Below are 13,232 nucleotides of genomic sequence, written 5' to 3' on the forward strand. Positions count from 1 at the left end.
CCAGAGCATGATCCGGGAAAAGTTTGAAGCAGTTTTCCGCTGGGATCATGCTCAATCGACAAGCTAAAGCGCGATGGCAGTTCGTCCCAATATGATCGCGGATTAGAATTTTCCGATCACCAGGATCTTCAGGTCGGTATCCGGTTTGAAGTCGCCTGCCGTATATTCAGGCGTGCCCCCCGCAGACGATGCCTTGAGCCGACCTTGACAGAAGCTGACCAGGCGGTCGCTGCCGCCGGCTTCGATGGTCAGCTTGAACGATCGGATCGGACCTGCCCAGTTGGCGCCGGTCTTCAGCACGTATGATATGCGCCGCTCCTGCAGCTTCGCGCTATTGGCCTGGCCGTCGCCTGCGCGCTTATCAAGCTCGGCGAGGAATGCATCCGTGACGCAATATTCCTTCCGATAACGCGCGACCTCCGGGCTAAGCGCGCTGCTGCGGCGCAGGCTCGCGCGCAGGATAGTGTCTGCGCTGGAGCCGACGCTCGGCCGGTACTGATGTTCAACGACGACGGTGCGCGCGGGCGGGAACACCTGCTGACGCACGGCGGAGGTCCTGGTGACCCAGCCGGGTGCATATTGCTGCCGACCGTTGTCGCTCATGCCGGCAGGCATCAAGAGCCCATCGTCCACCAGCCGCGTCCGGATTGTTGCGGGCAGGTCGGCTACCCGGATCTCCCGGCTGCCGATGGGCAGCAGCGGCAGCTTGAACTGGCGGAGCTGCGCGCTGACATCCTTGTCGCCGATCATGGCGCGCTGATCGATGGTCAGCGGCGCCGGGCTGCCGTCGACCTTGGTCTCGAAGTCGACGAAGTTCACCGGGTCGTTCGACGGCAGAGCAATATTGTCGGCTTCCGACAGGTCGATGTCGGGCAGCGGAAAGGCCACAGTCAGCGTAACCGGCTTATTGGTGATGTTGGCGAACTGATACCGAACGCTGACCTTGTCGAGAGCGATACGCAGATCCTCGCTCTCCATGGCCACATCGTTGGTGCGAACGAACTGCAGCCCGCCAATCGACAATTCGGCAGCCGAGTCGTTGGCCCGTGCCGGCCAAGCGGTTGCAACCATCAACGCGGCCATCAGGGCCAGCGGCCGGAACGAAGGCCGGGGCGGTGGTTCATTCACCATGCTAGTCTCCATATGGCGTGGCAACGTCTGCCGGTTCCGCCCGGCAATGGATTAGTCGAGGGCCTGGTAAAGCTCGCCCCATTCGGACTTCCAGACGCCGTCCGGATCCCACACCACGATCGCGAGCTTGACGTCATTGGCAAGCCGGATCGCGCCGCGAAAGGCATCCTGGGCAGGCAACGGGGCGCTGACCTGGTCATTTGACAGCCGCCCGCCGCTTGCAGCGGCCGGCATCACGACCGATCCAGTGGCGCTGTCATTGTCGCCTTTCAGGACCAGCGTGATGGCGTCGGGCTGGACTTCGTTGACCTGTTCAAATCTATTCCTTGTCATGGATTTGCACCGCAAGCTGAAGAATTCGGACTATCACCGTCCAGTGATAGAATTGAACGGGATCGAGATTGGTCACCACTAATTGACGCGCCGCATTCACGGCATCTCGGATTAGTCGGTCCGGCGCGACGATCGGTTCGGGGTACACTGAGGCGAATATGTTTCGTCGATTTTGCTGGACTTGGGTCTTCATCGCCGGTGCCGGCATTTTCGCCGCCGTGGCGCACGCCGAGGATACGGTCGTGCGCAGCTTCGCCGGCGGTTCGGCGCCCTCGATGGTAGGCATCGTTCCCGCCAGCGAGGACGTGGAACTGGGGGGCCCCCAAGCGCTCAGCGCCGACGGGCAGGGCAACCTGTTCGTGCTCGACCAGATCAACGGCCGCATTCTCGAGTTCGATCCCAAACAACCGAACTCCGCCCCGGACGTCCTGAAGATGCCGAAGGATGTCCAGCCGACCGACCTTGTCGTTCACAACGACGACATCATGGTTTGGGACGGCGGCGTGCGCACGTTGAAGGCAGCGGCTCACCAGTCCACGCGTGGGCTCGGCGACGAGATCCAGCTCGAGGAGGTCTCAAGCCGCGGAGTGGACGATCAGGTCGCCGCCTCCGCCTTCGCCCAGATGGGATCGCAGCCGCCAGGCAGCGCAACCGACCTACTCGACCAGAACACGCGCGCGGCCGTCATCGGGCAGGGGCGGCAGCCCGATCGGCAATACATCGCGTCCCGCAGCAAGGGCTCGGTGATCGCCGACATCCTCCCGGACAAGGGCAATTCCAGCGTACGGATCGAGATCCAGACCATGGTCACGAACGAGAGCATTGGCGCGCTCGGTCTGCGCGTGCGCGACCAGCTCGGCACGGTCGAATTTCTCGAGATTGACAACAGCGACCGCTTCTATGTGCTGGCCGAGGACATCCCGCCGTCGGGGAAGAACGCCTCGACCTTCGTCGCACGCTATGCCGCGAACGGTCGTCTCGAAGGAATCTACGAACTGCCACTCGAGAACACCCCGCTGACAAGGCGGTTCGTCACCGTCTCGGGTGATGGCGATGTCTATTTCCTGCGAACCAAGCCAGACGGTGTCGAAGTGGTTGGCGTTGGCTTCAAACCGCTGGGCAACGTGTCGGTCATCGACGTGCGGCCGTCGCGGACCTCAGCGAAGCCGGCCCTGGGCCCCGAGGGCCGGCCCGGCCACGACGTCAAGTTCAGCGCGCCTGCCGCGGTCCGGCCGTCCAATCGTCAGCAGGCGATCGAGACCGCGTTCGCATTCGAAGGCGTGCAGTGGAAGCTGACGCAGGCGAACTATGGCAACGATCCGGATAACCAGTGCAGCGGCTTCAACCGCATTCGCCGGCCGTGGTATCTACAGGGCAAGGTGAACCAGGAGGTGCGCGGCGTACCCTATTGCTGGGGCTGCCACGGTTCGCTTGCAAACTTCCGGCAGCGGATCGAGAGCGGGACGCTGGCAGGCAACGTCTGCACCCGGAACGCGCCGCGGCCGGACGCGGCGGGCGTTGACTGTTCGGCGTTCGTCAGCGCCGCCTGGGGACTCTCGGTCCACTACACGACCGCCGCCATCCCGGCGATCGCGACGCCCGTGTCGAATCCCTGGGACCTCAAGCCTGGCGATGCGCTCAACAAGCCGGGCTCCCATGTGATGTTATTCCTGCGGTTCACGCCCGATCGCAAGGCGGAGGTGATGGAATCCTCGACCGGTGGATGCAATGGACGCGTCTGCCGCAACGTCTATCCGTTGGCGAGCCTGCTGGCACGTGGCTACAATCCGGTCCGTTTCCGTGCCTTCGCGGATGACCACGCGACGGTCTCGGCGGACGCCTATCAAGAGGACGATGCGCCGATGGGACGCAAATCGACGGCTGCCAAAGCCGCGACCAACAAGCCGGCGACCAAGAAGCGCTGAACCCCCGGTGTCCTCGGCGCTACAGATGACTATGAACTACCGCCTCGATCCGACAGTCTGGTTCCGGGGCGGCCTGCATGACATCGAGGTGGATCAGGGATGCGAAGCTCCAGAGGATTTGACCACAGGTTCGGCCGCTTGTGCGTCGCCATCGCGCTCGCCGCGATGGTCGGCCTGCCGCTGCAGCATGCTCGGGCGGCGGAAGCGCTTTCGATCGGCAATCCGGATGGCGGTGCCGTGCGTGGGCTCGTGATCGGCATTGATGATTATCAACACGTCCGCAAGCTGAAGGGGGCGGTCGCCGACGCCGCCGATATCGTCTCCAGCCTAAAGACGATGGGGGTTGGCGACATCGTCGAGCTGACCAATGCTCAAGCGGACAGGGCGAGCGTGCTGCGCGAAATCAGCGCGATGGTGGAGCGGACAAGGAACAACGATCTCGTCTTTCTGTCGATCGCTGGTCACGGCACGCAGGAGCCGGAGCGCATCAAGGGCTCGGAGCCGGACGGCATGGAGAACGTGTTCCTGCTGCCAGGCTTCGAAACCACGCCGACTGGATCGGTCGAACGTATTCTGGGGAGCGAGTTCAACCACTTCATCCGGCAGTTCGAACTGCGCGGTGCGAAGGTGATTTTCGTCGCGGACACCTGCCACGGCGGCGGAATGGTGCGCGATATCGATCCACGGGCTGAGGAGATGAGCTTTCGCCAGGTGCCTCGCTACACGCTGCTGGTCGATGAATTAAAACCGGTGTCGGACAGCAACGATCCGAAGTCCGAGCTCGATCTCGATCACACCGCGTTCCTGGCCGCCGTTGATCGCAATACCAAGGCCCCGGAAGTGCGAATCCCCGGGATCGATGGCCTGCGCGGGGCTCTCAGCTACGCGGTGGCGCGGGCCGTAGAGGGCAGCGCGGACATCAATCACGATGGCAAGGTGACACTCAAGGAGCTCTTCGCCAACGTTCGCCAGGTCGTCTATCAGCTTTCAGACCAGCGCCAGAACATCGTGACAATATCGTCACCCGCCCAGACGCCGGAGACGGACGTCGCGTTCGAACTGACGCGCGGGGTGGTGCTCATTCAAGGGCCGGCTCCGAGAACCGCCACTGCTCAGGCAACGGTTCCCGCCGACGGGAAGGCGCCCCCCGCACCGGTTGCCACGACGAAGACTCCGACGGTGCCAACCCTTGCCGCCGCGCCCAATTCAGCTCCCAGCAATCCAGTTCCGACCGGCACCGCGCTCGCCGGCACCGCACCGGCGCCCATCCGTCTTTCAACGCCAATCCGCCTGGCGGCGCTCGACGGCAAGATGAGCTATTTCTCGGGCGTGAGCACCAAGGATGTCACCGTGCAGGCGGTTCAGCCGACGGACAATCCCGACTTGATCTGGGACCCCGTGTCTCATGACGTGATCGCCTGGGGCGATGTGGTCGCTTACGGGATGGAGGTGGCCAATTTGCCGACGGTCGTGGATCGCACCGCGGCCATCCGCGAGCTCAAGCGAATGGCGACTCGTTCACCCCAGACGATGCGTATTTGGCCGGACGATCGACAGCAGCGCGCCGGCCAGACCATCGAAGTTGAACTGTCCGACGTCGCGGCGAGGGCGCTGTTGCTGTTCAATGTGTCAGGCGATGGAACCATCCAGATGTTGTATCCCGTGGGTACGGATGCGCCGTTGGCCAAATCGCCGAGCTTGCGGCTGCCGCTCAGGGTGGGCGAGCCTTTTGGCGCCGAGCAGATTGTCGCGGTGACCTCGCAGCAGCGCATGTCCGACCTTGAGACCGTCCTGATCCAGCTGAATCGGCGTCGTGCATCGGGGCAACTGATCAAGAGTCTCGAGCGTTACCTGCCAGCGGACGCGCGGATCGCCTCGGTCGGCTTCTTCAGTGCTCCCTGACAGTCTGACCGGGGGAGCCATGTTGCGATCGGAGCCGATCCGCCGCGAGCGAATATACCTCGCGTTGCTGCTCCTGTTGACGGGCGGGCCCGCGCACTCAGCGCCATTGCCCCCGGAATCCCCGCATGCAAGCCCGGCGATCGCTTCATCGCTTTGGCGCATCCAGGTCACGCGCGGACAGACCAGTGCGGTGCAGAGCAATTCCGCGAACGTGTCCCTCGAGATCCTGCCGGGTCCGACGGTCGAGGTCGGCGGCAAGGTATCGTTCGGCGTAACTTCCAGGAAAAAGGGCTATCTCATTCTGGTCGATGTGGATGCGGAAGGACGCATGTCCCAGATCTTTCCGACTCCCGAGTTGGTGGAGCAGTCGGACGAACGCGACATCAATCTTGTCAAGCCCGGCGTCCAGTTCATCGTGCCGACGCCGACAGCGCGGCAACGGGGCTTCGAGTATGTCGTTGCCCCCCCGACCGGCTCGGCAATCATGGTTGCGATCCTCAGCGAGCGGCGTGTGCAATTGCTCGATTTGCCGGATCTCCCGCGCAAGCTGCAGAGCCAGGCCGACGCGTTGAGCTACCTGGCGGCCTGGACCAGCGAGTTGCGTGTGCCGGACAGCGCCAACGGAAGACTGCTGTCGAACAATTGGTCGCTGGACGTCAAGTTTTATTCCATCAAGTAAGCCCGGGCCTTCGACTGGCTCAGAACTTGAAACCAAGCGTGAGCGTGCCGGATGTTTCCATCTTGCCGTCAACCGAGCAGCTGCCGTTGAGCGCGATGTTGACACGCCCGAACTTCGCGAGGTCGACGTTGACTCCGACGCGGGAGAAATCGGTTGGCGAACTCGGGATCATGAAATTCACGTTGTCGAGCGCCCAGAAGGGCAGCTTGCCCTGCAAGTCGGTTTTCCAGAGCAGTTCGACAAAAATATGCCGCAACGCGTCCGGGTCGACGATGATGGTACCTTTGCTGTCCCTGACCACAAAGCCCATCTCGTCGATGTGAAAGTTGCAGATCCGCTTCGCGACGGCACAGTGCACCGAGGTGAGATCGGGCAGGATCTTCGAATCGCCGAACCGAGCCGAAGCCTTGGGATCAATCGCCGGCCCGGTTCGCGGGTCGGTCGTCGCAACCGGTCTTTCTTCCGGAAATGTCTGCCAGATTTGCCGAAAGCCGATGCCCTCGGTTGCCAGGAACGAGGCATTGCCGGCGAAATGACCGCGGCCGGATCGTTCTCCACGAAAAAAAACACTGTTGCCGGCGGGATATTTCAGATTCGTCAGCACGTCGAGAAGCCGGTTGTGATCCTTGGCGACGAAATTGATGCCGTCGAGCACGAGCCGTCCTGCCTCCAGGTGCGAACCGATGTGCTCGTCGAGATCGACACCAAGACCCTCCACCCGCCGGTAGATATTTCTGAACACTTCGGTGTCTCTCGCCGTAACGACCCGGGCCCGTCGCAGCGCGTCGAGACGCCGCTCATCATCTTTCTCCAGAATGTAGATCCGGCACAGCCCGGGCCGGTCGATCGCAATGTCGAGATGCACGTGAGGAGCTTTTCCGGTTTGCGTGAAGCCGACGCTCTTGACGCCTGCCTTCAGCCACGGGTCATAACCCGGCATGTCGATCTGGTCAGAACCGAGCCGCGGCGCCTTGCCGGCGGCAGCGAGCAATTGCCGCCAGTTGTCGCACATGAAGTCAAAGCCAAGCGGATTCCAGTACGGCACAAGGTTGTGGATTTTATAGAAGCCGTAGAGCTGAATGCCGGCTTCGTGCAGCTTCAGCGCGACCTTGTTCATGTCCGCCCGCATCGCGGCGCGGTCCTGCCCCATGTTGCCGGCCATCGGTGCGGTGTTCGGGTCGAAGGGGCTGCCCGTCATCTGCGAAGGTCTCCTCGCGTGGCCACGGCGGAAGCTAGCAGGTGGCCGGTTGGCCGGCTAGTCCGCGATGCCGCAGCCGTTCCCGCAAAGTCTACAGCTTGCTCAACCGGCCGTAGAAACCGCTCCTGGCGATCATGTAATGAATGTCTTTCGGAAAAGGAAAAGCGTCGCGAACGTTTGAAATCGCCGTTTTGAGGAATTCACCGTGATGCGACGCGGGCTTGTGGCCGAGGGGAACTTGGTCGGCGACCTGCGGAATCATGAAGCGGTCCACGTAAGCTGGATCCAGATCATTGACCCTGACCATCTGCCCGAAGGCTGGAAATGCGTCATAGTGACCTACGCTCACATTGAGGTTCTTGAGGGCAGGGCGCGGCGATGGAGCACGATCGCCATCGGGCGTTGCTAGTCCGCGTCCGAGCAAGTCCAGCTTCACCGATTGCGAAAGCGTCGACGGACCGTAGACGACCTCGAGTGCGCAGGTGCTCTGCGCGGACAACCATTGGTACCAGAAAATCGCATCATCGGGATGTGCCATCGCGCCATAGAGGCAGTCAAATCCCCAGCAAGCCGACAGGTTGGGCTGATATTTTCCGAGGCTTCCGACCAGATTGCGCATGCCGTTCCCCCCGCCAGAATGGCAAGCGATGATGAGCTTACCGATCCGGAGTTGGGGTACGCTCTCCGAGCCAAGCTTGGTCCCGAAGCCGGGACCGGTTCCGAGAGCAGGAGCCAGCCACTTGGCAAGAGCCCCCAGTATTTCGTCGAGGTAGCGTTCGCCCCATTTGGCGGAGGCCAGATCCTTGACGCTGTAGTTGCCGGCAAAGCTGTCGCCGACGGCATATTCGTAGCCCAGAAATGGCGCGATAAGCACAACGTCCCTGCCGGAATCCCGGACCTGTTCGCGCAAGCGCGCGGGATCATTGCGGAACAGGTATTCATGATCCCTGACATAGAATCCATGCAGCCAGAGCACGACGTCGAATTTGGTGGCGCTCGTGAGGTGCTTCGGCGGGAGATAGACCGCCGTCGGCCTCATGCCGGGCGCCTGCCGTTTGGTGAAGAGGGTCACACCTGGAAAGGTGCCGATATCCTTCTGCTCCAGTTCACACGTTGTCACTCACATCGCTCCGCTTCGGGCACCTCTTCTGCGGCGCGCTAGTTGCAGACCTCGGCATTGGCATCGTTGCCGGGGCCGCCGCCGCCGCGATATTCGAGATGGCAGCCGCGGTTGACCGCGCGACAGCCGCTGTTGTTGCAGAATAGCTGTCCGCCACTCGAGCGGCGGCTGGCGCCAGCCGCAGCAGCAATGCCCGCAGCGCCACCAAAGCCGCCGGCCGCTCCGGCAGCCTCTCCGCCGGCTTGACGACGCTGCCGTGCGGGACGCTCGTCGCCGTCGTCACGCTTTGCGGTCGCAGGCTTGGCGGTCGCTGGCTTGGCGGGCTTGGCGGCGCGCTGCTTCTCGCACTCGTTGTCGTCGTTGAGGAACGAGCCCTCGGCGCAAGTGATCTTGCTGCACTGGTCGCCGTCGGCTCGGTAGCCGTGGTCGCAGATCATCGGACAGATCCGCGACGACCGGAGCTTGATCGCATCGAGCGCATCGACGCTGGCGAGCTTGGTGTCGAATTTGGTCCCCGCTTGGCGATTGAAGAGCTTCAGCGATCGCTGGGAAGCCGCATTCCATTCGCCATCGACGGCACCCGTGAAGCACCCGACGCGGCTCAATTCGCTCTGTAACGACTTGGCCAGTTCGGCTTGAGGGACATCGGTCCTAGCGAGATCGACTTGGTGCGGCCCGTCGCTCAAGGCAGCGATCGCGTCGCTCTGGACGGACTTAGCCGCCGGAGGCGAACCAACTGCGGCGGAATTCTTGGTCGCGGACCTCGGGCTGAGTGCAGCGATGATCGATGCCTCGGAGGCGGCCCGCTTCCGCTCGGCATCAGTCGCTTGCTGCTGGGCCACCTGCTTTGTCGTTTCGGCGGCAATGCGGGCGTTCTCCGCGGCCTTCAAGTCTGCGGCCGCCCTTTCCTGGTCGGTGCTCTGGGCGCCTTCGGAAGCCAGCCGAACGCGCTGCTGTTCGGCCTGGCGCGCTTTCTCGGTTGCCTCAATCCGTGCGTCCTCCGCCTCGATCTGGTTGAGCTGAAGCTTTGCCAGACTGGCGTAATATCCTTCGGGATGCTGGCTCAGGAATACGCCCAAGGCGGCCTTGTTGTTGAGTTGCAACGCCAGTTCGTAGTCACGGCGGACCTCGGACTGGGGATTCTGCGCCGCGGGCTTCGGTTCCTCTTTCTTGGCGCTAGGCACGAGAGCAACGTCCTCGCCTCCCAACGAGCCGTAGACGTAGGGCTCCTGCCGGTTTCCTGTGGCTTGCAGGACATCGTCGCGGACAAAGCCGAAGACCCTGCGCAGATCGAGGCCGGGCTTTGCGATGTATTTGACCAGAGCCGCCGCGTACGGGCTGTTCTTGCTATTGCCGTCGAGCGCCGTCAATCCGGCCTTTGCGGCGAAGGCGATCAGCGTATTGGACACGGTGGGCTCGACCCTCGCAAGCCCGCGACTGATCGATCGTGAGGCGACAGTTCGCTTCATGGTGTCGGCAAAAGGATTGTTGCGGCAAGCATCGACGATCACGACCCGTAGCTGCTTCGCAGGCTCGATCGCCAGCAGCACACGGTCCAGCGAGAAAGCCTCGTCATAAATGTCCGTATCGCGTTCAAGCCTTGCATCGGTCGGGATCAGATAGTTTGTGCCATCGATCTCGATCCCATGGCCTGCGTAGTAGACGAGAGCAATGTCGGCGTCGCGTGCTTGATCAGCAAAATCCCTCAGGGCTCGCTTCATGTCCGTCGCGGTGAGATTGAGCCTCGAGTCGACTACGTCAAACCCTGCGCCTTTCAACGTCGCTGCGATGGCGGCGGCGTCGTTGGCCGGGTTGGGAAGCAGGGGTGCGTTTTGATAGGTGGAATTGCCGACCACCAAGGCCACACGCTTCGTCGCGGAAGCCGGCTCAGCAGTCAGGACCAGCAAGGCGCCGAGGACAAGGGCGAATAATCTGATTTGCGTACAGAAGCTCATGGCGCAACGTCCAGTATCAGCCGAGTGGGGAGCGTCAACGGAGGTGGCCGCGCAGAATGCTTAAAAATGAGCTCTCGGCGGCCGCTTGTCTCCGTTTAGGAGTAGTCTCGAGCCCGATCCATTCCTAAATTTGTCGCGCATTTCAGTGAATGCGTTCAAAGGCCTGAGACGATTGTCGTGCCGGGCACGTTGGGCACGGTTGGCGCGTATAGGGGGCGTGCTGTAATTTAACGTGCTGATATTTAACGACTTTTTGGTCTTGTGCGATGGCTTCGTTGAAGCGTACAAGGGGCTAGGCTTGCCTAGAATCGGCGTTCCGCTGGCGGCACATCAAGCGGAAGTGAAATCCGGTGTTAGACCTGCGGATCGATAGCTTTAGCGAAAGCTCTTGGCCAGCTTTGGCCCCTGAAATATTTGGCAGCCTTGCGCATGTCCGTTCCGCTGAGAGTTTATATCACGCCGTTTGCCGATAGAGGCGTTCTCGAGCCTGCGCAATGGGATTGCGACACCGCCAAGAAGGCGGTTGATGTCGTCAATACGATCTGGTCGAAGGCCAAGATCGCATTCGTGATCAGTGATTCCGTGATGGAAAGGCCGCTGGACATGGCAAAGAGCCGGCGCAGCAGCGACGAGGTCCTGCTGGGTGTTCTGGCGTCCCGGCATGACCCCGACAATGCGGTCCACATCTACCTCGTCAATTCTATTCCAAATCTGAACGCCGGCGGGGGCTCGTTTCCGAACGGCGCTCCCGAGCCGACGAGCTTCGTCCAGTGGTATGGCAATGACCACGCCAATGGACGCGCCTGGGCACACGAGCTTGGGCATCTGATGGAGCTCGATCATGTCGAGATCGATTATTCCAACGAGAAGCAGGCGGCGCAGCGCGTCAAGAACCTCATGGTGCCTGGGTTGAGTGCAGGCAGCGATTTGACCAGCCAGCAGATCGGCACGGCCAAGGGGTCAAAGCTTGTCAAGAGATTTGGCGGCTAACCCGCGTCCGAAGCTCCACCATGCGATTGATCCGCGCAGCGTCATCGCTGTCTAAATTAGATAAGCGGGCAGCCGCATTCGGAAAACGGGCTTGGTTTCTGTTCAAACACATGATCGAGAGCGCGCCAAAGGCCACCCGGATCACCGACGTTGCGGTGAGCACCTATCTCTGCCGACCTCCGAAATTGTGACCGGAACCGGGCGGCTCGCCGCGCAACGCGCTCCGGTGTCTAGTCTGAGCCACCCCTGCCCAGCGTAACCCGCTTTCGAAATTTCACCCGAGGCTTCAGATAGTTCTCCGGCTGCAGCGCACCTCGCACCCGCAGCCGCCATCTACTATGCATGGGGTTGTTTTCGACCTTTGTCGTTCGGCCGCGGATTGCGCATTCGCCGGAGCGCCGAATCGCATCGCGATCGCAGCCGCGAGCCTGGAGATCCGCGCCGGGTCCATTGAACGCCGTCGCGCTTCGCCGCGACCAAGAGGCGCATCCTGCGGTCGAAACCTCTGTTGGAGGAGCCCATGGCACCGTCCTACAAACCTGTCCCGCTCGTCGGCGCGGCATTCAGCTCAAATTCCAGGACCGGCGGCAGCGTTCCGGCCGCGTTCGACACCTTCCTCTACCAGGCGACTGGCGGCTTCAAACACGTCAAGCTCACGATTAAGCTCAAGATCAGCCTCAAACAGGCGAGGGGATTTCTGCCGGTCCAGCTGGACGCCGACAACAAGCCGTTCCTCACGACGCCGTGGACCGACGCCCAGTGGTCTGCGTTCGTCAACAGCGCGTCGACGCAGGTCAACCTATGGAATAACAGGTTCTGGCTCGTTCCGCCGCCCGCCTTTTCGGGGCTCGACGAGGTCTACCAAAAGGATCCGTTCTTCAACAAGTTTCCGAACAAGATCTTTCGGCCGAACCTGCTGTGTGCACTAGAGGTCGACTTCTCGCCCGCAAGCGGTGCCCACAGGACCATCGAGGTCACCAACCTCAACGCCGCCTTTATCACCGCAACCGGCAGGGTGCCCGATCCCGGGGTATTTCGCTCCCACGCGTTTCTTTACGACTCGTTCGACGCGACCCCATGGGCGTTCCCTCTCGGCCACGCCCCCGGCATGCCGGCAAGCCACCCCGTGATTGCTCACGAGATCGGCCATGCCATCGGGCTCGACCACATCGGTGTGCTGACGAAGGCGCCGATCTGCCAGCTCGCCGCGAATCTCAACACGGCAAATGTCGACCGGTATCTGCCCGCGGGAAGCCCGCTCGCGGGCGGCACGAACGCGCTGGTCTGCTATGGCTCAACCAACGCGGCACTCGCGGGCAACATCATGGGCGCCGGCCAGGCATTCTCGGGCGAGAACGCGAGGCCCTGGCTGTGGGCCCTTTACACGCTGCTGGACAAGCTGCTCGACAAGCCCGAGCCGATCACAGAAAAGGCCAAGTGGCGGGTGGTCATGACAGATCCAGGGCCCGGCCGCTGGATCGATAACGGCTTGGACATCATCACGTCGGATCCCGGCCCCGTGCGAGTCACCGCCAATGATGACTCGCTGATCAGGATCAGCGGCGACGTCTTGTTCGATACCGACAAATCGAACATCAAGCCGGAGGCCAACGCGGCGCTGGAGAAGGCCGCAGCGGACATCAAGGCGAGAATCGGCCCGCGCCTGAGATATGTCCTCATCAACGGGCACACCGACGCGACAGGCTCGGCAGACTACAATCAGCGCCTGTCGGAAGCGCGCGCCAAGGCGGCCGCCGATTGGTTCGTCACGCGCAAATATCTCGAGCGCGCCAAGATCCGGACGCAGGGTTTCGGCAAGACCCAGCCCCTTTCGCCGAACACGGATGAGCCGGGCCGAGCCAAGAACCGGCGGGTCGAGCTTCACATCGTGAACAGCTGACGCGCTGATGCGCGGACTGTTAATCGTAGATCGGAGTTCGAAATCGTGGAGAGAAGTCCCACTCTCTCCGCCACGTTCAATCGAGCGAATCAAAACCTT

General features: G+C 62.1%; 10 protein-coding genes. 5 read left to right on the plus strand and 5 right to left on the minus strand.

Annotation, left to right across the window (positions count from 1 at the left end; translation table 11 throughout):
- Positions 1-102: 102 nt before the first annotated feature.
- Both GWG67_RS16155 and GWG67_RS16160 read right to left on the minus strand, forming a co-directional pair.
- On the minus strand, positions 103-1,131 hold the full coding sequence (locus GWG67_RS16155; protein WP_275170278.1) for a DUF4424 domain-containing protein: 1,029 nt from the start codon (positions 1,129-1,131) through the stop codon (positions 103-105).
- 51 nt (positions 1,132-1,182) lie between these two features.
- Positions 1,183-1,464, minus strand: a complete 282-nt coding sequence (locus GWG67_RS16160; RefSeq protein ID WP_275170279.1) for a hypothetical protein — start codon at positions 1,462-1,464, stop codon at positions 1,183-1,185.
- A 158-nt stretch (positions 1,465-1,622) separates the two neighbouring features.
- Between GWG67_RS16160 and GWG67_RS16165 the strand changes: the two genes are divergently transcribed.
- From GWG67_RS16165 to GWG67_RS16175, 3 genes are all read left to right on the plus strand, one after another.
- Positions 1,623-3,389, plus strand: a complete 1,767-nt coding sequence (locus GWG67_RS16165; protein ID WP_275170280.1) for a hypothetical protein — start codon at positions 1,623-1,625, stop codon at positions 3,387-3,389.
- 138 nt (positions 3,390-3,527) lie between these two features.
- Entirely contained in the window at positions 3,528-5,291 is a 1,764-nt protein-coding gene (locus GWG67_RS16170) for a caspase family protein (RefSeq protein WP_275170281.1), read from the plus strand.
- Positions 5,292-5,502: 211 nt separating this feature from the next.
- Positions 5,503-5,970: a DUF4384 domain-containing protein gene (locus GWG67_RS16175; RefSeq protein ID WP_275170282.1), complete on the plus strand. Its 468-nt coding sequence runs from the start codon at positions 5,503-5,505 to the stop codon at positions 5,968-5,970.
- 19 nt (positions 5,971-5,989) lie between these two features.
- Here the strand turns inward: GWG67_RS16175 and GWG67_RS16180 are convergent, their stop codons facing one another.
- From GWG67_RS16180 to GWG67_RS16190, 3 genes are all read right to left on the minus strand, one after another.
- A complete protein-coding gene (locus GWG67_RS16180; RefSeq protein ID WP_275170283.1) occupies positions 5,990-7,168 on the minus strand; it encodes a hypothetical protein in 1,179 nt (392 codons plus the stop codon).
- 91 nt (positions 7,169-7,259) lie between these two features.
- A complete protein-coding gene (locus tag GWG67_RS16185; protein WP_275170284.1) occupies positions 7,260-8,288 on the minus strand; it encodes a hypothetical protein in 1,029 nt (342 codons plus the stop codon).
- 38 nt (positions 8,289-8,326) lie between these two features.
- On the minus strand, positions 8,327-10,243 hold the full coding sequence (locus GWG67_RS16190) for a caspase family protein (RefSeq protein ID WP_275170285.1): 1,917 nt from the start codon (positions 10,241-10,243) through the stop codon (positions 8,327-8,329).
- Positions 10,244-10,672: 429 nt separating this feature from the next.
- Between GWG67_RS16190 and GWG67_RS16195 the strand changes: the two genes are divergently transcribed.
- Entirely contained in the window at positions 10,673-11,233 is a 561-nt protein-coding gene (locus GWG67_RS16195) for a hypothetical protein (protein WP_275170286.1), read from the plus strand.
- A gap of 520 nt (positions 11,234-11,753) precedes the next feature.
- The gene (locus GWG67_RS16200; RefSeq protein ID WP_275170287.1) at positions 11,754-13,133 is read left to right on the plus strand and encodes an OmpA family protein; all 1,380 of its coding nucleotides are present in this window, start codon (positions 11,754-11,756) and stop codon (positions 13,131-13,133) included.
- Positions 13,134-13,232: the final 99 nt, after the last annotated feature.

This window comes from Bradyrhizobium sp. CSS354, assembly GCF_029051725.1.
GTDB lineage: Bacteria > Pseudomonadota > Alphaproteobacteria > Rhizobiales > Xanthobacteraceae > Bradyrhizobium.

What these genes read in the sequence shown, in the direction of transcription:
- GWG67_RS16155 (WP_275170278.1), bottom strand. Translation starts at nt 1,131, where the DNA reads ATGGTGAATGAACCACCGCCCCGGCCTTCGTTCCGGCCGCTGGCCCTG.
- GWG67_RS16160 (WP_275170279.1), bottom strand. Translation starts at nt 1,464, where the DNA reads ATGACAAGGAATAGATTTGAACAGGTCAACGAAGTCCAGCCCGACGCC.
- GWG67_RS16165 (WP_275170280.1), top strand. Translation starts at nt 1,623, where the DNA reads ATGTTTCGTCGATTTTGCTGGACTTGGGTCTTCATCGCCGGTGCCGGC.
- GWG67_RS16180 (WP_275170283.1), bottom strand. Translation starts at nt 7,168, where the DNA reads ATGACGGGCAGCCCCTTCGACCCGAACACCGCACCGATGGCCGGCAAC.
- GWG67_RS16190 (WP_275170285.1), bottom strand. Translation starts at nt 10,243, where the DNA reads ATGAGCTTCTGTACGCAAATCAGATTATTCGCCCTTGTCCTCGGCGCC.
- GWG67_RS16195 (WP_275170286.1), top strand. Translation starts at nt 10,673, where the DNA reads ATGTCCGTTCCGCTGAGAGTTTATATCACGCCGTTTGCCGATAGAGGC.
- GWG67_RS16200 (WP_275170287.1), top strand. Translation starts at nt 11,754, where the DNA reads ATGGCACCGTCCTACAAACCTGTCCCGCTCGTCGGCGCGGCATTCAGC.